The sequence below is a fragment of the Aquitalea aquatica genome, from assembly GCF_013911085.1.
Lineage (GTDB): Bacteria > Pseudomonadota > Gammaproteobacteria > Burkholderiales > Chromobacteriaceae > Aquitalea > Aquitalea aquatica.
Genome location: NZ_JACERN010000042.1, coordinates 220,679 through 239,944 on the forward strand (window position 1 = coordinate 220,679; position 19,266 = coordinate 239,944).

The following is a 19,266-nucleotide window of genomic DNA, read 5'->3' on the forward strand; positions in this document are numbered from 1 at the left end:
AGCGCCGGATCCGGTGGCTTTGCCTGCGGACTATGGCGGTAGGTGGCTGGCCGAAATCCTGCTCAGTGCGCAGATATCCATGCGTGCCCCGGTGTCAGATGACTCCCGCATCAAACACCAGGGTGACCGCACCCAGGAAACGATCGCCGCTTTGCTTGGCCATGGCGCTGACATCCGGTGCGGCTACAGTAAAGTGCAGCCTGGAGCGGCGCGTAGCACTGGCCGCGCGGGTGGCGAACACCACTGCACTGTCATTGCGTAGCGGAATGTTCGCGGCATCCTGGTTGCTGTTCTTTACCCGTAGCCCCTCCATGCTCAGTGCAGTGCTGACCGGTACGACCTGTTGTCTGTCATTGGCGATGCCACAATGGCTGCCTGCCTTGTACTGACAGTCCAGTTTCACGCTAAAGCTGCCGGAGCTGGTTACCGTAAACGGTATATCCCGCTGCAGCGGGCCGGGGTCGCGTCCTTGCTGCAGCCATACCGCCCAGCCACCAGCCGGCTCTAGCAGTACACGATGGGCGTTCTCGGGGTAGTTCACCTTTAGCTCGTGCGCCACGCGCAGGCTAAAGTTGATTTTGATGCTGCTGGTATCAACGGTGGCATTGTCACCAAAGTCAAAATCCTGGCCGGGACCGATGTGATATTCAAGGCTGCCACGGTACTCACCGTTACTGAGTTCTAGCGGATTGGGCGTCTCCAGCTCGTACATCAGGCCTGGGTCGGAGATGACCAGGCCGGGAGCTGGAATGGAGAATTCGGAGCGTTTGTAACAGTAGCCAGCATTTTCCGGGACACCCCATACGGCTGTTGCCCATTTATCAGAAAACAAGGTTGAACCAAGGCTCACGCAACGGCCCAGCGTGCCGTAAGGATTGCCCCAGAACCCGCCAAGCCAGAGCAATAAGTGTCCGCCGAGTGCACCGGATTCACCGACGATATCCATCGCTCGCTTGGATAAGTTGTACGTAGTGGCAATGCCGCTGACCCGAAAGCGCAATTGACTGGCTTGTCCGGTCGACGTGTTGAATAGCTGTACTTGGCGAAAGGTGTTTGGAACCTTGATATAAGCGTTTTTACGCGGATCAGTGAGGCCGCCTTGCTCCAAGTGGTAGGTCCAGCGGACCGGGAAGTTGATACCGAAATTCTTGCCTGTGCAATTACTCGGGAAATTACTGCAAAAACTGGCCAATGGGGTGGTGTTTTGGAACTGCACGGTTTGCGGAGCCAATACGGAAGGCTGGAAAACCGCGCTGATGTTCATTTCTGCGCCATGGGTGCTGGCCGCCAGCAAGCAGCAGACAAGGCCGCCGGCCAGGCGGAACAAGCGTTTGCTGCGGTGCTTGTGGTGCATTGCTTTTGCCTTTGTCCGAGGTTGGAGAGTGGCCACGCTAAGGTGGTGCTAGATCAGCGCGCTTGTTCCAGCATGGCATTGCATTCGGCAACAGCCTGTACCAGGTCGGCCACGATTTCTTGGCATTCCGCCAGCGACTGCTGGCTGACGCTGTCTTGCAGCAGCTCGCTGAGCGACAGCATTTCCTGGTCCTGTACCATGCGCGCTGCACCCATCAGCTTGTGCGTCAGGGCTGACATCTGCACAAAATCAGCCTGTGCACTAGCCTGTTGCAAGGCAGCAATGTCCTGCTGATTGCTCTCTTGCATCAGGTCGATGAATTGTTGGCGTGCCACCGTGGCCAGCTTGAGCCCGGCAATACGCTCCTGCAGGATGCGGCGGCGCTGTTGGCTGGCATCGTCCCGCGGGCAGGCGGCAAGCGCAGCCGTCAGTTGCTCGATATTGACTGGCTTGGTCAGGCAGCAATCCATGCCGGCAGCCAGTGCCTGGCTCAGATTGCGCGGTCTGGCATCCGCGGTATAACCGATGATGTAGGGCTGCTTGCCGGTGCGGGCGCGCAATTGGCGCGCCAGGCTGAAGCCATCCATGCCCGGCATGAAACAGTCGCTGATGACGATGTCGCAGTGTTCTGCTTCCAGCAAAGCCAACGCTTCTTCTGCGCTGGGCAGGCTGTGGATGTCGTGTAGGCCGATAAAGCGCAGCTGTTGCTCCAGTAATAATCTGTTGGCCGGGTGGTCATCGACCACCAGCACCCGTAATGCCGGCTCTACTTGCTGCGGCAGTGGCGTGGACGTGTCTTGGCTGATGTCACAATCGCTGCGGCAGGGAATGCGGATCGATACCAGGGTGCCCACCCCCAGCTGGCTGGCCAGGCTGATGTCTCCACCCATTTGCCTAAGCAAGTTGGCGCATATCCACAAGCCAAGGCCGGTACCCGATTTGGTGGCCGGATTCTCCTGCGCATAGGCATCAAAGATACTTGCCTGGGCTTCATCGGAAATGCCACGGCCGGTATCGCGAATGTCCAGTTGCAACACGCCCTGGCCGGGTGATTGTGGCTGCCACTGGCAGTCGATGCGGATGTCACCCTGCTCGGTGAACTTGATCGCATTGCCCAGCACGTTGCCCAGAATCTGGCTGACCCGCTTTTCATCCATAAATAGCGTTTCGGGCAGGGCAGGGTCGGTGTGCAGGGCGAGCGACAGCCCGTTTTCCTTGGCAATCGGCCCGTACAGCGCCGCCATGCTGGCCAGCATGCGCCAGGGCTGTGCCGGATGTGGCGCGATGCTCAACTGGCCGGCTTCCATCTTGGCCTGATCCAGAATGCCATCCAGCAGGTGTAGCAAGCTGGTGGCCGACTGGAAGATGGTGCTCAGATTGGTATTGGCGGCTTTTTTCAGTTCCAGCTCCAGCAGGCCGAGAATGGCATTCATCGGCGTGCGGATCTCGTGACTGATCACCGCCAGGAAGGTGGTTTTGGCACGATTGGCGCTTTCGGCATCATCCCTGGCCTGTTCCAGTGCCCGTTCACTGTGTTTGAGCGGGGTGATGTCGAACCATCCGCCCAGTATCGCCCCCTCGTCCTGTGTGAGCGTGAAAAAGGGTTTGGCCCATAGCAACAGGTCTTGCTTGCCCTGGCGGGTACTGACCTGGCCCTCTCGCTGCGCGCTGCGGCCTTCGGTACGGGCGACTGCGATGATGTCTCGCTGCAACACTTCCAGTGCGCCATCTTCACTTTGTGCGCGCAGTGCGCGGTAAGGCGGATTGGATAGTTCGATACCGCTGCCGGGTAATTTGATAAAAAGGGCAAACGGCAGCTGGTCCACCAGCCGGCCCAGGGTGTCCAGCCGGTCGCGCAGGGCGCGCTGCTGCTGCCAGTGGCAGCGGGTACGGTAAGCAATCAGGATCAGCAGTGCCACCAGGCTGGCCACCAGCAGCCAGATCATGTTCTGGTAGTGGTGGTCGTTCAGGCGGCTCAGACCGACATGCATGGTGCTGGCCTTGCTGTTGACCCAGTCCAGCCGCAGTTTGTCCAACTCCTCTTGCGGGATGGCCAGCACCGCCTTATTGATGATTTCGGCCAGCAGCGGCAGGGTGCGACTGGTGCCGATGGCGATGTCCAATGGGGTCTGGTTGGCGGTGCCGATCACCTTGAAGCGGCCCAGTTCGCCATTGCGCACGATGGCATTGGCTGTCAGCAGGCTGTTGATGTTGGCATCCACCTTGTGCTCGGCCAGCAGGCGAAAGCTGGCCAGCATGTCGGCAGCCTCCACGAACTGAATACGCGCGCGCAGGGCTGGGTCGCTGATGCTTTCCCGCGCCGCCGAATTACGGATGATGGCGACCTTCTTGCCCGCCAGGTCGGCCAGCGTGCGGATGGTGCTGTCATCGCTGCGGGTAATTACGCCCCACAGCGAGTGGGCGTAGGGCATGGAAAACAGCATGTCCTGGCGGCGGCGGTCTGACACCACCAGATTGGGGATGATGTCGACCTCTGCCCTGGAGAAATCCACTAGCTGGTGGTTGCCGCTGCGTGCAGCCTCGATGAAGCGCAGGCCGGTGCGCTGGGCAATTTTTTGCAGCAGTTCGATGGCCATGCCAGCGGCCGGGGCATCCGGGCTGGTCTTGAAGGCCAGCGGGTAAAGATCGGCCGGTGCCGAATAGCGCACGACGGGATGTGCCTTAATCCAGGCCTGTTCGCTTGGCGACAGCTTGATCTGCTGGCTGATGTTGTAGTGCTCGTTGCCACCCTGCCAGCGTTTCTGTACCTCCAGCTCCACTTTGCCCGGGATGGCGGACAAGGCATCATTCACGCGGGACTGCAGCGCGCTATTGTCTTTGCGCAGCAAAAATACAAAAGGATCGTCCTCCAGCGCGGAGTAGTTGGCGATTTCCAGGCTGTCCAGCGACAGCTGGTTGATCAGGAAATTGGCCTCGGTGGGGTTGCCAATATAAAGATCGGCCTGGCCGAAGGCGACGGCTTGCATGGCCTGCAAGCCGTTGTCAAAACCTTGTATCGGGCTGCCTGGATAAATACGCGCCAGCTGCGCTGCCAACGCGGGATGTTTGCCGATCGCTATACGTGGCCGACGGCTATTGTCCTCATCAATCCGTTTGACCTCGATGATGCGGTTGGGGAAATAAGCATGCGTGCTGAGCAGGTCTGCCGCCAGATCGCTCTGGTTGCCAGCCAGCAGGTCTATGGCACCGGTGCGCAAGGCTTGCAGTAGCTGCTGTTTGTCGTTGAAGGGCAGGGCCTCGATCCGGCGGCCAAGCTGGCGGCCGATCAGTGCCAGGTAGTCGGCACTAATACCCTGCAGCTGCGTGCCGTCCTTGCGCACGTAGTAGGGAATGTATTCATCCAGCACCACACCCACCTTGAGCGGTGGGCGCTGGCGTTCCGCACCCGGTTGCGTGGCGGCCTGTTCGGGATAAAGCTGTAGCGGCAACGGCTCCGCCAGCGCACAGCGGGCAAGCCAGCATAGCGCCAGGCACAGTCCGCCAAGCCAGAACTCAATCTGCCGCATGAATCTGTACCTGCTGTGCCAGCTGCATCACTGATTGCACATTGAGCTTCTGGAAAATCCGTGTCTTGTAAGTGCTGACAGTCTTGTTGCTAATGGCCAGTTGCCGAGAGATATCCAGATTGGACAGCCCTTGGGCCAGCAGCCGCGCAATCATCAGCTCACGATTCGACAGCCGCCCGATGGCACAATCCAGCGCAGGATCTCCTGCGGAATTCAGGCTCTGCATGGCCGTCTGCGGGAAAAAGGTGTAGCCGGACAAAATCATGCTGGCTGCTTGGAAAATGTCTTCCAGATCCCTGCTCTTGCTGATATAGCCGTGCGCGCCGCATTTCAGGGCGCGTAGCGCGTAAATGTTTTCATTCTTGGCTGATAGGAATAAAACCTTACAAGGCAAATGGGCAGCGCAAACACGCTGCCATACTTCAAAGCCATCAATATCAGGCAATTCCAGATCAAGAATAATCAAATCGGCAGCCTGCTTTTTTAGAAAGGCCAAGCCATTCGTGCCCTTATCTGTATCGAATAAAACATTAAATGCATTTGTGTTATGAAACAGCCCGCGGATGGCGATGCGAATGGCTGGGTGATCGTCGATGATAGCTATTGATTTCATGAATGTCCTGATGCGCATTGGCAACGGATGATAACAATCCAGAATCTGTTTTGTCTATTTGTGGAAATTTCCTACAAAAATAAAGAATGATCGCATATTTAGCTAAGACTTATCTTGGATACAATGGCCCACGGTTAGTAAGGTGAATTTATGACGAGATTCTTGGTAATTGATGATCACGCGGCACAACGTTTTCTGATTTGTGATTTGTTGCGCACCATCGGTTTTGAAAAGATTACAGAAGCGGCTTCCGCCAGCGCTGCCCTGGCGACTATCTGTCAGCCAGATGCAGAGGTTTTCGATGTACTTGTTTGCGATCTGCAAATGCCGGATATGGATGGTATTGGCTTAATCAGAATGCTGGATGCGCGTGGGATAAAACCTTCGGCCCTGATACTGATGAGTTCTTATGATCATCGAATTTTACAGGCAGCTGAAATGGCAGCCAAAGAATCGCAGTGGCAGGTATTGGGCTGTGTGCAAAAGCCGGTATCTGGCGCTGATTTGCAACGTTTGCTAACGATGGAAAGCAGATCGCTCGCTCAGTCAGCTCAATTGCCTATGCCGGTTTATCTGAGTAGTGATGAGATATGGGACTGCTTATGCAAGGGGCAATTTATTGCGCATTATCAGCCGAAATTCAATCTGGATACCATGAAGTATATCGGAGCCGAATTATTGGCGCGCTGTGATCATCCTCACTATGGATTGCTATCGCCGGCCAGCTTTCAGGAGTTGTTTGACGATCCGGATGCGCTCAGGCAATTGACATGGCAAATGTTGCATCAGGGCTTGAAGGATTTACAACGCTGGCATGCGCAAGGTCTGTGCGTTTCCCTGGCATTCAATCTGGGGTGGCCGCTATTAAAGCAGCATGATTTTGCCACGGTGATGATTGAAGAAACCCGCAGGCGCGGAATTAACCCTGCCAGCATTATTATCGAAGTCACCGAAACCGAAGAGTTATCTGATCTGCCCTTGGTCTTGGGGAATATGGCCAGCTTGCGCCTGCATGGCTTTCAATTGGCGCTCGATGACTTTGGCAGTGGCTATGCCAATTTGCAGCTATTAAGCCAGATGCCGCTGACCCAGCTGAAGCTGGATCAGAGCCTGTTGCGGGCAGCCAGTCGTGGCCGTGATGGACTTACTGTGCTGGCTGCGGCAGTTGGCATGGCCAAAAGCCTGGCGGTGACCGATGTGGTGCTGGAGGGGATTGAAAGCACGCTGGATCTGGACATCGCCCGTCAGCTGGATATCAGCACCGGCCAGGGCTATTTCCTGGCGCGGCCGATGAGTGCTGTGGAAATAGGCAACCGCTTTTGAAGCGCGCACGGTGTGCTGCCTGCCGGCTGTTACGGTGGGGGAGCCAGAGAAAGGAAGGAAAACGATGCGCTTGATCATGCTGATTACGACGCTGCTGGCCACTTTCCTGGCACAGGCCGGGCCGGTCATCAGTATCGGCGCGCTGTACAACTATATCGATCATGACCGCAGTTCCATCCTGAAGCGGATCTACAACAGCGGCAGCAATACGGCATTTGTCCGGATCACCATCCATGAAGTGGTGTACGACAGCAATGGCAAGCATCGCGAGCTGCCCATCGCCCGCACCGACGGCAGCACTAAGCTGGAGGGGCTGATTGCCAGCCCCTCGCATGTGATCGTGCCGGCATCTTCTGCCAGTAGCGTGCGGCTGCTCCATGTCGGGTCGCGTGAGCGGGAAAGCTATTACCGCGTGCGTTTCGTGCCGGTGTTGCCGCAAAAAAAGGACGAATTCGGACTGGATGACAAGGCTGCCACTCAATACCAGAACTCGCTGGATGCCGGGGTGAATGTACTGACTGGCTATGGGGCTTTTCTGATTGTTAGGCCACATGTCGAGCATTACGACACAGAACTGGAAAACCAGGATGGCGCTTTTGTCATCCGTAATCGCGGCAACAGCACCATCGTGCTGGAAGCCTTGTATCAGTGCGATGGCGGCAATGCCTGCAGCGACGCGGTAAAGCGCCATGTCTTGCCGCAGGCAAGCTTGCGCCTGGAGAAGACGCCACAGCGGCGTTACCACTTCGAGTTGATAGAGGGGACACGATCCAAGCCCGTATCCCTTCCCTGATGTCGAGCTGTGCTTGGAACTAAATGGAGATGCACATGATGAAAAAATTATTGTTGGCCGTAACGCTAGCGACTGTGTGGGGCAATGCAATGGCGGAAACAAGCAAGTTGCAACTGACGGTGGAAGCACGCATTCCGTCCGACAATTTTTATGTCACCCCAGTCGGTGGCTGGGGTGGTCAGATACAGAACATGACTTGGCAACCTGGCACCAGCAGCCTGGAGCCTTTGCAAAAGACCTTGGAAATGAAGAGTACGCTGGGTCCGATCCAGGGCTATCTGGAAGAAGCCGCCATCCTGTACAGCAGCAATGGCCAGAACACCATCCCGCTGAACGTGAAAGTAGCTGACAAGAAGCTGGAAGTTGGCAGCACCAGCAAGGTGGAAGTGATGTCGGCCACCAATGCGGCAGTCAGCAAGCGGGTGACCCTGGCGCTGGAGCCGGTAAAACCCAGTAATGGTTATCAAGCTGGCCAGTACAACGCCGTGGTCAACATGATGTTTGAGAGCGTGGCTCCGGGCAGCTGATTTGTCGGCTATATCGCCGTTTTCTTTCTTTTCTCATTCGATGGTTTTGGCACGCGGTTCTGCGTGCCATTTTTAACTCCCGAGACCGATGTTGCATACCAATTCACTGTTGGCGGCCTGGCTGCTGGTAAGTGGTGTGGCGACAGCAGGTACTACTGTCCTGGCACCCTCCCTGCAGCAGCAGGCAGAAGAGATTCCCGCAGAATTCGCCGATCGATTGTTTACCAGTCCTCAAGCCAGTCGCGTCGAGCTCAATGGCGCGTTTCTGGGCGATGCGCTGCTGGTACTCAGCCGCGAAGGCAGCGTGGAACTGCTGCAGTTCAGCGATTCCGGCCCGCAAGGGCAAACGGACTTGCAGACCATCTGGCAGCACTATCTGAGCGAACCCAGAGCGCTGGGCGCCTGCAAGGCAGATTGCCCACGCGGTTTGCTCAGCATGCATTACAACGTGGAAAACGCCACGCTCTACCTGCTAAGCCAGTCTGCCACTGGCAATGATCAGGCACGGGCTTATATCCTGCAGCCCGATCATGGTAGTCAGGGCTTGATTGCGCGCAGCCAGTTGAACTTGGCCGGTGCGCAGCAGGGTGGGGTAGGCGGGCGTTACGCGCTGGACATGAGCGGCAGCCTGGGAAACTGGACCAGCCACGGAGGCATGCTGCTAAGCCGCAGCAGTGGTATGGATGGCGGCTGGCGTCACGCGCTGACCCAGTGGTATGCCCAGCGTGAATATGCGGGCAACTATTTGCGGCTGGGTTATTTCACCCCGGACAATCAACATATGGTGTTGCTGCCACGCCCGCTGGCCGGCAGTGGTGGCACCACGCTGGGTGTGATGGCAGGCAGTTCCGCCACGCTCAGGAGTAGTCACGATTTCTCCAGCAGCTATCCGATTTATGTCACCGCCAACCGTGACGGTATGGTGGAGGTGTTGCGCAATGGCGTGCTGCTGCACAGCCAGGCAGTCAGCTCCGGCTTGCAACTCATCAATACCCGCAGCCTGCCCGAGGGCGTCTACCAGGTAGAAATCAGGCTACTGCAGGACGGCGTGCTGCACAGTACGCAAACCGAGTGGATTTACAAGTCGCCGCGCTGGGGCAGTGCGGAACAGCGCTGGCGCTACAACCTGTTTGCTGGCCAGCAGCGCAAGTTGCTGGATAATTTTGACCGTAGCGATGCCGGAGAGCCGGTGTGGGGCGGTAACCTCAACTATCTGCTGCATCCACAGGTGGTGGCTGGCCTCAATGTGGCGCGCACCGGGCAATACGGCGGCCATGGCGCATCGGTCGCGCTGGATCTCAATAACGACAACAAGCTGATCGCCAACTGGCTGCATAGCGGGCAGACCGGCAATCAGGCCGATCTGCAATGGTACGGTGGCTATGGTGACGGCAGCCTGCTGCTGGGGCTGAGTCAGTGGCGGAAAAATCTGTCCAATGGCACCAGCCAGCCAGTACGCACGGTCAACCTGACCTGGCAGCAGCAACTGGGCCGGGGCGACAGCTTGTCCACCCGGCTCAGTCATGGCAGCGACCAGGGGGTGGGGCTGGATCTGGGTTTGAGCCGCAGTCAGAAGTTATGGGGGAGTGACCTGGCGTTCAGGCTATCGGTATTTGATCGCCCTTATGGCAGTTTGCGCGGGCAGCGCAATCGCGGGGTCGAACTGTCGATGAATCTGGACTTTGCCCGTGATGGCCGCAGTGTCAGTGCCACGCTGGGCAGCCGCAATGGCGGCGGCAGTCGTGAGCAATATGCCGGCCTTACCCTGCGACAGCGGCAGGATGAATCCTGGCTGCAGCAGTATGGGATAGGGCTGAGTGCCGATCGTTACGGGCTGGGGGTCAGCGGCGATATGCAATGGCGGCATGATCTGGCACAGGGCGATGCCTATCTGGCACGCGCCGCGCAAGGTGGCCATTTCAGCGGCGGCGTTAACCTGGAAAGCACGCTGGCCTTGAATGGCCAGGCGGTCGTGCTGTCGGCAGATGGGGTGTCCAGCGCAGTCGACACGGCGATAATCGTTGATGTGGCATCGGATATCCCTGAACTGACCCTGCATGCTGAAGACAGCGGCGGCGGACACTATATCCTGCACAGCGGGCGCAATCTGCTGCCGGCCTCACCCTATCGCCCAGGCAAGTTCAGCTTCTATTTCGCCGAGCGCGATGCTACCGCCGCCAGCATCAATCCAGCCCAGGCACGCTATCACCTCAACAAGGGCGGCGTGGATTATGTGGTGGTGAATGTGCGCAAGATCGTCACCCTGGCTGGGCGTTTGCAGAATGCCGAGGGCCGTCCGCTGGCCGGTGCAGCTGTCATCAATCATGCGGGCCGCACCATCAGCGACAGCGATGGTTTCTTTACTGTAGATGTCAGTGCCAGCCAGCCTGAACTGGAAATCAAGCTGAATGGCCAACGCCAATGCCTGTTCAAGCTGGCGGCCAAGCCACCAGCCCAAACGCAGGATGTGCAGTTTGTCGGTGATATTCGCTGTGAGTCCTTGCTGGCTCAGCACACGGCAGATACCGCCGGCCGCTCCGGCACGTTGTTATAAGACAAGGCCCTGGCTGGCAGCGTCCCGGCCAGGCCAAGCACGACAGGCTTGCGCGACAGCGCATGCCATCCCCGGTTTGCTGAATAAGTAACGCAGTTTTCCTTGTTTCCACTGGCAAAGCCGGCCGATTACAGTAAGAGCGGCGAACAAAATAGCGTAGCGCCCCTGGGGCAAGGCACGCCGACGCAGACAGTACACTGCGTACGGCAAGGAGGCGCAACGCCGCCACAGGGTTTTTGTTAGCGGCACCAAGCCCATGCCGCAATCACACCGAACAGGAAGCCATATGACACTGCGACTTGGCGATATCGCACCCGACTTCAGTCAGCAATCCACGGCGGGTGAGCTGAACTTCCATGCCTGGAAGGGTGACAGCTGGGCTGTGCTGTTTTCCCATCCGGCCGACTACACCCCGGTGTGCACTACCGAGCTGGGGGCAACGGCCAAGCTGAAGCAGGAATTCAGCCTGCGCAATGTCAAGGTGCTGGCCTTGTCGGTCGATCCGCTCGAGGCACACCACGGCTGGATTGCCGATATCAACGACACCCAGCAGGCCGTGGTGGATTTCCCCATCATTGCCGACGCTGACCGCAAGGTGTCCGAGGCTTACGACCTGATTCATCCCAATGCCAGCAGCACCCATACCGTGCGCTCGCTGTTCATTATCGATCCGTCACACAAGGTGCGGCTGATCATCACCTATCCGGCCAGCACCGGCCGTAACTTCCGCGAGATCCTGCGGGTGATCGATTCGCTGCAGCTGACCGACAAGCACAGCGTTGCCACACCTGCCAACTGGGAGAAGGGGCAGGAAGTGGTGATTGTGCCCTCGCTGCAGGATGAGGCGCTGATCCGCCAGAAATTCCCCCAGGGCTATCGCGCAGTCAGACCTTATCTGCGACTGACGCCCCAGCCTGCCTGATCGAATTTGTTGTTGTTCTGAGTTGTCTCTGTTTCTCCTTCTTGCATGTCTCTTCTTCAGCCGGATCTTGCGATCCGGCATTTTTTTTGCCTGCGCGGCACTGATGTTGTTAGCGAAATTTCTGCTAAACAGCGCATTTTTTCTTACTTATCGATATAAAAAAGCTCTGTTACCGTGGTTTGCATCAGCCGCAGCGGCCAAACCCACGAGAAAGACCATCCCATGAGCATTCAGTCGATCAATGTACGTAACCAGTTCAAAGGCGTTATCAAGGAAATCCTGGAAGGGCCGGTACTGTCGGAAGTCGATGTCGAAACCGCCTCCGGCATTGTTACCTCGGTGATTACCACCCGTTCGGTGCGCGAGCTGCAACTGAAAGTCGGCTCGCCGGTGGTGGCCTTCGTCAAGTCGACCGAAGTGTCGATTGCCACGCTGGCCTGAGGAGGCAGGCATGAGCTCGCCACTGTCAGCGCAAGCCCTGGACCAGTTGTTTGTCCAGGCACGGTCCACCCATCATTTTCAGGCGCGTCCGGTAACCGAGGACACCATCCGCCAGCTGTACGCGCTGCTGAAATGGGGGCCTACCGCCTTTAATGGCCAGCCGGGCCGTTATCTGTTCATTCACAGTGCCGAGGCACGCCAAAAGCTGCTGCCCACGCTGTCGTCCGGCAATCGCGACAAGACCGCCGCCGCACCGCTCACCGTGGTGCTGGCCTGGGATCCTGCCTTTCATCAGCATCTGCCCGAGCAGTATCCGGCATACGACGCCAAGGGTTTTTATGATGGCCTGCCGCAACTGATCGAGCCACATGCCCGCACCAATGCCAGCCTGCAGGCGGGCTATCTGATCCTGGCGGCAAGGGCGCTGGGCCTGGATGCCGGACCGATGGCCGGCTTTGATGCGGCAGCGGTGGATGCGGCCTTCTTCCCGGACGGGCAGTGGCGCAGCCTGTTGCTGGTGAACCTGGGCTATGGCGTGCGCGACGGCCAGCCACCACGCGGCCCACGGCTGGACTTTGAGCAGGCAGCTGCCATCGTCTGACCGGAGCTGTCATCTGAAACAAGAAACCGCCCCTGTGTATGCATGGGCGGTTTTTGTCGTCATTTGCCGGTATTTATCTGAATTTAAGATATAAAACGGCGATTTTATTGGTTTGTTGATGCATGCAAGATGGTTAGTCTGTGGGCTGCAAGAGCTGCCCACCCACTAGTGGCAGCCACCATCCGGGAGTCTGCAATGCAGCCATCAACAATCAAATCTTCACGCTGGGGCAGTGTGCTGGCCACACTGCTGCTGGCTGTCAGTTCGCTGGCCGTGGCCGGGGCCAACGGCATCAAGGTGGGCGTGTCGTCCACCCCGCAAATCGAGTCGCTGCAAATTGCAGTGAAGGAAGCCAAGGCCCAGGGGCTGAATGTGGAGCTGGTGGAGTTTTCCGACTGGAATACCCCGAATGCCGCGCTGGCCAATGGCGATATCGATGTCAATTACTTCCAGCACATTCCCTTTCTGGAAAATGCCAAGAAGCAGGGTGGCTACGATTTTGTGCCGATTGCCCCCGGCACCATCATGAAAATCGGACTGTACTCGCACAAATGGCAATCCTTTGCCCAGATACCGCAGGGTGCCAAGGTGGCGATTGCCGGGGACCCGGTGAATGGTGGCCGTGGTTTGCTGCTGCTGGAAAAGGCCGGGCTGATCCGGCTCAAGCCGGGACTGGGTTACAAGGCCACCATCCAGGACATCGTGGCCAATCCGCGCAAGCTGCAAATCGTACAGCTGGAAGCCTCGCAACTGGCGCGCTCGCTGGATGATGTGGATCTGGCGCAGGGCTACCCGTCCTTTCTCAAGCTGGCTGGTGACAACCCGGACAATGCGCTGCTGTTCGATGGCCTGGAAAACAGGATCTACGCCCTGCAGTGGGTAGTACGCAAACAGGACGTGAACAACCCGCAAATCCGCCGCTTCATTGCCATCTATCAACACTCGAAGCAGGTGCGCGCTTCGCTGGACAAGGTGTTCGGCAAGCTGTACGCCCCGGCCTGGCTGTAAGGAGCAGGACATGAATGCACGGGCAGATATCTTGCTGAGCGCACCGCCGGCCGCTGCGCCCAGGGAGGCCGAAGTGCTGGTGGAATTCCAGCAGCTGAGCCGGCAGTTCCAGGCCGGCGGGCGCAGCGTACAGGCCTTGCAGGAGGTGGAGTTCGGCATCCAGCGCGGCGAAATATTCGGCATCATCGGCCGCAGCGGTGCCGGCAAATCAACCCTGCTGCGCATCATCAACCGGCTGGAACAGCCCAGTAGCGGGCGTGTGCTGGTGGGTGGACGTGACCTGTCCGGGCTTAACGAGGCGCAACTGGCGCAGGCGCGCCGTGGCATCGGCATGATTTTCCAGCATTTCAACCTGCTGTCCTCGCGTACGGTGGCGCAGAACATCGGCCTGCCCTTGAAGATAGCCGGGGTGGCTACCGTGGAGATCGAGCAGCGTGTCGACGAGCTGCTGCGCCTGGTCGGACTGGAGGGCAAGCGCGATGTCTACCCGGCACGGCTGTCCGGCGGGCAGAAGCAGCGGGTGGGCATTGCCCGGGCGCTGGCACACCGGCCGGACATCTTGCTGTGTGACGAGGCCACCTCGTCACTGGACCCGGAAACCACGCAGTCGATTCTGGCGCTGCTGCGCGACATCAACCGTCAGCTGAATGTCACCGTGGTGCTGATTACCCATGAAATGGCGGTGATCCGCGAAATCTGCGACCGCGTGGCCGTACTGGAAGCGGGGCGGGTGGTGGAGCTGGGGCCGGTGTGGCAGGTGTTTGGTGCACCGCAGGCCGACGCCACCCGCGCCTTGCTGGCATCGCTGGTGCACGAGTTGCCGCCCGACGTGCAGGGCCGTATTGCCAGCGAGCCGGCGACGGCCCAGTCCGAACTGCTACTGGATGTGCGGCTGGACGGGGTCAGCGGGCAAGACCCGGCGCTGGGCCCGCTGGTGGCCGCGCTGGGGCCGGCCACCCGCCTGCTGCATGGCGGGGTGGAGCGCATTCAGGGCCGGGCGCAGGGGCGGCTGGTGCTGGCTTGCGCACCGCAGTCACGCAATCGTCTGGGCGATCTGGCCCGTCAGCTGGCCGTGCCGGTCGGCAATATTCGCATCCTGGGGTATCTGGACCATGCCTGATTTTGTTGATTTGTATCTGACAGCCACCTGGCAAACCCTGCAGATGGTCAGTGTGTCGGCGCTGGTATCGGCCTTGTTCGGGCTGGCGCTGGCCTTGCTGCTGGTCACCACCGGCCCGGGCGACCTGTATGCCCGGCCCTGGCTCAACCGCGGGGTGGGCAGCGTGGTCAATGTATTCCGCTCGGTGCCTTTCATCATTTTGCTGGTGGTCTTGCTGCCGTTCACCCGGCTGGTGGTGGGTACCACCATCGGCGTGTGGGCGGCGGCCGTGCCCTTGTCGGTGGCGGGGATTCCGTTTTTTGCCCGCATCGCTGAAGTCAGCCTGCGCGAGGTGGACCGTGGCCTGATCGAAGCGGTGCAGGCCATGGGCGGCCGCCGCCGCGACGTGCTGTGGCAAGTGCTGCTGCCGGAGGCGCTGCCCGGCATCGTGTCCGGCCTCACCATCACCCTGGTGGCGATGATCGGCTCCTCGGCCATGGCCGGTGCCGTGGGGGCAGGCGGGCTGGGGGATGTGGCCATTCGTTATGGTTATCAGCGTTTCGACACTCAGGTGATGGTGTCGGTACTGCTTGGCCTGATCGTGCTGGTCAGCGTGGTGCAGACCGTGGGCGACGCCCTGGCGCGCCGGCTGAACCATCGTCAATGAAACAGGAGTTGTCATGAGTCATCAAGCATTGTTCCAGGAAGCGGCGTTGATCCGCAGTGATGCCGAGGCGCTGGAAGTAGCCCGCCGGCTGGCGGCAAAGTTTGCCCAGGAGGCCGGGCTGCGTGACCGCGAACGGCGTCTGCCCTGGGCCGAGCTGGCACAGTATTCGGCCAGCGGCCTGGGCGGCATCACCGTGCCCAAGGCATATGGCGGAGCTGGCGTCAGCCTGCTGACGTTGTCGCAGGTGTTCCGCATTTTGTGCGCGGCCGACCCCTCGCTGGGGCAGATTCCGCAAAACCACTTTGCCGTGCTGGAGGTGTTCCGCCTGCTGGCCACGCCGGCGCAGCTGCGCTTCATCTATAGCGAGGTGTTGTCCGGCCGGCGGCTGGGCAATGCCGGGCCGGAAAAGGGTCAGCAGTCCATGCTGCAACTGAGCACCCGGCTGCAGCGCGGCGCGGACGGGCTGCGGCTGAGCGGCCAGCGTTTTTACTCTACCGGCGCCCTGTTTGCCGACTGGATTCCCACCCGGGCCAAGGATGAGTCCGGGCTGACGGTGCAGGTGCTGGTGCCGCGCCATGCGCCGGGGGTGGAAGTCATCGATGACTGGTCGTCGTTTGGCCAGCGCACCACGGCCAGCGGCTCGGTGCGTTTCGAGCAGGTGCTGGTGGACGAAGCGCATCTCTTGCCGGTATGGCAGCTGGCCGACCGGCCAAACCTCACCGGGCCGGTTTCCCAGCTGATCCAGGCTTCGATTGATGCCGGCATTGCCGAGGCCGCCCTGCGCGATGCCATCCTCTTCGTGCGCGAACATGCCCGGCCCTGGCTGGATTCCGGCGTGGCGCGTGCCAGTGACGACCCCTTTGTCATCCATGCCATCGGCCGGCTGCAGATCGATCTGCATGCTGCGCAGGAGGTGCTGGACAATGCCGCGCGCACGCTGGACCGCCTGCTGGCCGGTGACATCAGCGATGCCAGCAGCGCCGAGGCATCCATTGCCGTGGCCGAGGCCAAGGTGCTGAGCACCGAAATCGCCCTGCAAGCCAGCGAAAAGCTGTTCGAGCTGGCCGGTTCGTCCGCCACCCGTGCGCGCCACCAGCTGGATCGCCACTGGCGCAATGCCCGGGTGCACACCCTGCACGATCCGGTGCGCTGGAAATACCACGCCATCGGCCAGTACCACCTTAACGGCGCCTTCCCCGCGCGCCATCAATGGAATTGAAAGGAGAACCATTCATGAGCGCACCGGCCGTTTTGGATATCAGCCAACGATCAGCCCATCGCATTGCCAGTGATGAGGAAGCCTTGCAGCTGGCGCAGCGCCTGGCTGCTGATTTCGCCCCCGATGCAGCGCGGCGCGATCGCGAACGCATCCTGCCGTGGGCAGAGCTGGAAAGCTTCAGCCAGAGCGGGCTGTGGGGCATTACCGTGCCGCGCGAGTTCGGCGGTGCCGGCGTGTCCCATGTCACGCTGGCCGAGGTGATTGCCACCATCAGCGCGGCGGATGGCTCGCTGGCGCAGATTCCGCAAAACCACTACTACGCGCTGGAAGTGCTGCGCGTGGGCGGCAGCGAAGCCCAGAAGCGCTTTTTCTACGGCCTGGCGCTGGATGGTGTGCGCTTTGGCAATGCACTGGCCGAAATCGGCCACAAGGATTACCAGCGCCGCACCCGGCTTACGCCGGAGGGCAAGGGCTATCGCGTCAGCGGGCAGAAGTTCTATTGCACCGGTGCGCTGTATGCGCAGTGGATTCCCACGCTGGTGGTGGACGACAACCAGGACAGCTATCTGGCCTTTATCCCACGCCACAGTGATGGCGTGGAAATTACCGATGACTGGGATGGCTTCGGCCAGCGCGTCACCGGCAGCGGCTCGGTCAGCTTCAAGCAGGTATGGGTGGAGCCGGAGTGGATCGTGCCGTTCAAGGCCTCGTTTGACCGCCCCACCTCCATTGGCCCCTTTGCCCAGCTGCTGCACTGCGCCATCGACAGTGGCCAGGCACGCGGGGCCTATCAGGAAACCCTGCACTATGTGCGTGAACATGCGCGGCCATGGATAGATGCCGGCGTGGACAAGGCCAGCCGTGACCCCTTGCTGCTGGAGCGGGTGGGCAATGTGCAAGTACGCCTGCGTGCGGCGGATGCCTTGCTGCACCGGGCTGGCCGCGTACTGGACGCACTGCAGCAACAGGCTTTTCCGGACGCACGCAGCGTGGCCGAGGCCTCGGTGGCCGTGGCCGAAGCCAAGGTGCTGACCACCGAAGTGGCGCTGCTGGCCGGCAATCAGCTATTCGAACTGTCCGGCACCAGCGCCACACTGGGAGACCGCAACCTGGACCGCTACTGGCGCAATGCCCGCGTACATACTCTGCATGATCCGGTGCGCTGGAAGTTTTTCGCCGTCGGCAACTATGTACTGAATGATGTCTTGCCGCCGCGCCACGGAGCTTTGTGACATGAGCAAAAAACAGATTCTGCTCAATGCCTTCAACATGAATTGCGTCGGCCACATCAACCACGGCCTGTGGACCCATCCGCGTGACAACTCGGTGGACTACAACACACTGGGCTACTGGACCGAGCTGGCCAGAACACTGGAGCGCGGCCTGTTCGACGGCCTGTTCATCGCCGACATCATCGGTGTCTACGATGTGTACCAGCAGTCGATAGACCTGACCGCGCGCGAAGCCATCCAGCTGCCGGTCAACGACCCGCTATTGCTGGTGCCGGCCATGGCGGCGGTGACACAACATCTGGGCTTTGGCGTCACCGCCAATCTCAGCTACGAGCCGCCTTATCTGTTTGCCCGCCGCATGTCCACGCTCGATCACCTCACCGGTGGCCGCGCGGGCTGGAATATCGTCACCGGTTATCTGGACAGCGGGGCGCGCGCCATGGGCCTGCTCACCCAGGACGAACACGACCAGCGCTACGACCGCGCCGATGATTATCTGGAGCTGCTGTACAAGCTGTGGGAAGGCAGCTGGGAAGACGAGGCGGTGCGGCGCGACAAGGCGGCGCGGGTGTTTGCCGATGCCAGCCGCATTCATCGCATCAATCACCAGGGGCCGTTCTACCAGCTGGATGGCTACCACCTGAGCGAGCCTTCGCGCCAGCGCACCCCGGTGCTGTTCCAGGCCGGCAGTTCGGACCGTGGCCAGCAGTTTGCCGCCCGGCACGCCGAAGGCATCTTCATTGCCGCGCAGGACAAGGACAAGACCCGCCAGCTGGTGCAGGACATCCGCCGACAGGCGGTGGCCGCCGGTCGCCGTGCCGAGGATGTGAAAATCTTCATCGGCATCGCCGCCGTGGTAGGCCAGACCCAGGCCGAGGCGCAGGAAAAGTTTGACGACTACTGGCAGTACGCCAGCCCGGAAGCGGGCCTCGCCCATTTTGCCAGCAGCATCGGGGTGGACTTCAGCCGTTACGGTCTGGACGACCCGATTGAATACGGTGGCAGCAATGCCATCCAGTCCGCAGCCAAAACCGCCGCCGCCAACCAGCTGACCCGGCGCAAGTTGCTGGAACGCTTCCGGCTGGGCAGCCGCTACCCGACGCTGGTGGGCGATGCCGCCAGCGTGGCGGACGAGCTGGAAAGCTGGGTCAACGAGGTGGGCGTGGATGGTTTCAACCTGTCGCGCACCGTGACCCCGGAAAGCTACGAAGACTTTATCGACCTGGTGATTCCGGAGCTGCAAAACCGCGGCAGTTACAAGACGGCATACGCCGAAGGCAGCCTGCGCCACAAGCTGTTTGCCGAGGGCGACCGCCTGCCGGCGCGCCATACGGCGGCGGGCTACCGGCCACGCTGAGGCGACAGGAAATCAAAACAACATCACAT

At 59.9% G+C, this 19,266-nt stretch carries 16 protein-coding genes; 13 read left to right on the top strand and 3 right to left on the bottom strand.

Features of this window, described 5'->3' with window-relative positions; translation table 11 throughout:
- Positions 1–94: 94 nt before the first annotated feature.
- Genes H2Z84_RS18685 through H2Z84_RS18695 form a run of 3 tightly spaced genes read right to left on the bottom strand, consistent with a single transcriptional unit; the run spans position 95 to position 5,494 of the window.
- Positions 95–1,354, bottom strand: coding sequence for a hypothetical protein (locus tag H2Z84_RS18685; protein ID WP_181837294.1), 1,260 nt, complete (start codon positions 1,352–1,354; stop codon positions 95–97).
- Positions 1,355–1,407: 53 nt separating this feature from the next.
- Entirely contained in the window at positions 1,408–4,881 is a 3,474-nt protein-coding gene (locus H2Z84_RS18690; protein WP_181837295.1) for a response regulator, read from the bottom strand.
- Entirely contained in the window at positions 4,868–5,494 is a 627-nt protein-coding gene (locus H2Z84_RS18695; protein ID WP_181837296.1) for a response regulator, read from the bottom strand. Before H2Z84_RS18695 ends, H2Z84_RS18690 begins: the two co-directional genes overlap by 14 nt.
- Positions 5,495–5,644: 150 nt before the next feature.
- On the opposite strand from H2Z84_RS18695, the gene H2Z84_RS18700 reads away from it, so the two are divergent.
- The 13 genes from H2Z84_RS18700 to H2Z84_RS18760 all read left to right on the top strand — a co-directional run bounded on the left by H2Z84_RS18700 (position 5,645) and on the right by H2Z84_RS18760 (position 19,237).
- Positions 5,645–6,817: an EAL domain-containing response regulator gene (locus H2Z84_RS18700; RefSeq protein ID WP_181837297.1), complete on the top strand. Its 1,173-nt coding sequence runs from the start codon at positions 5,645–5,647 to the stop codon at positions 6,815–6,817.
- A gap of 64 nt (positions 6,818–6,881) precedes the next feature.
- Positions 6,882–7,610 carry a molecular chaperone gene (locus tag H2Z84_RS18705; RefSeq protein ID WP_181837298.1) on the top strand — a complete coding sequence of 243 codons (729 nt, stop codon included), beginning with the start codon at positions 6,882–6,884 and terminating at the stop codon, positions 7,608–7,610.
- A 35-nt stretch (positions 7,611–7,645) separates the two neighbouring features.
- Entirely contained in the window at positions 7,646–8,137 is a 492-nt protein-coding gene (locus tag H2Z84_RS18710) for a CS1 type fimbrial major subunit (protein ID WP_181837299.1), read from the top strand.
- A gap of 88 nt (positions 8,138–8,225) precedes the next feature.
- On the top strand, positions 8,226–10,691 hold the full coding sequence (locus H2Z84_RS18715) for a TcfC E-set like domain-containing protein (RefSeq protein ID WP_181837300.1): 2,466 nt from the start codon (positions 8,226–8,228) through the stop codon (positions 10,689–10,691).
- Positions 10,692–10,977: 286 nt separating this feature from the next.
- Positions 10,978–11,613: a peroxiredoxin gene (locus tag H2Z84_RS18720; RefSeq protein WP_181837301.1), complete on the top strand. Its 636-nt coding sequence runs from the start codon at positions 10,978–10,980 to the stop codon at positions 11,611–11,613.
- 222 nt (positions 11,614–11,835) lie between these two features.
- Positions 11,836–12,054 (top strand): TOBE domain-containing protein, encoded by a 219-nt coding sequence (locus tag H2Z84_RS18725; RefSeq protein ID WP_103523187.1) that lies wholly within the window; start codon positions 11,836–11,838, stop codon positions 12,052–12,054.
- 10 nt (positions 12,055–12,064) lie between these two features.
- Positions 12,065–12,655: a malonic semialdehyde reductase gene (locus tag H2Z84_RS18730; protein ID WP_181837302.1), complete on the top strand. Its 591-nt coding sequence runs from the start codon at positions 12,065–12,067 to the stop codon at positions 12,653–12,655.
- A 195-nt stretch (positions 12,656–12,850) separates the two neighbouring features.
- Positions 12,851–13,663, top strand: a complete 813-nt coding sequence (locus H2Z84_RS18735) for a MetQ/NlpA family ABC transporter substrate-binding protein (protein WP_181837303.1) — start codon at positions 12,851–12,853, stop codon at positions 13,661–13,663.
- Between the two features lie 10 nt (positions 13,664–13,673).
- Entirely contained in the window at positions 13,674–14,783 is a 1,110-nt protein-coding gene (locus H2Z84_RS18740; protein WP_181837304.1) for a methionine ABC transporter ATP-binding protein, read from the top strand.
- A complete protein-coding gene (locus H2Z84_RS18745) occupies positions 14,776–15,429 on the top strand; it encodes a methionine ABC transporter permease (protein ID WP_103523191.1) in 654 nt (217 codons plus the stop codon). Before H2Z84_RS18740 ends, H2Z84_RS18745 begins: the two co-directional genes overlap by 8 nt.
- 13 nt (positions 15,430–15,442) lie before the next feature.
- A complete protein-coding gene (locus H2Z84_RS18750; RefSeq protein WP_181837305.1) occupies positions 15,443–16,648 on the top strand; it encodes an SfnB family sulfur acquisition oxidoreductase in 1,206 nt (401 codons plus the stop codon).
- A gap of 14 nt (positions 16,649–16,662) precedes the next feature.
- Entirely contained in the window at positions 16,663–17,880 is a 1,218-nt protein-coding gene (locus H2Z84_RS18755; protein WP_220272908.1) for an SfnB family sulfur acquisition oxidoreductase, read from the top strand.
- Between the two features lies 1 nt (position 17,881).
- On the top strand, positions 17,882–19,237 hold the full coding sequence (locus H2Z84_RS18760) for an LLM class flavin-dependent oxidoreductase (protein ID WP_181837307.1): 1,356 nt from the start codon (positions 17,882–17,884) through the stop codon (positions 19,235–19,237).
- The last annotated feature ends 29 nt before the right edge of the window (positions 19,238–19,266 follow it).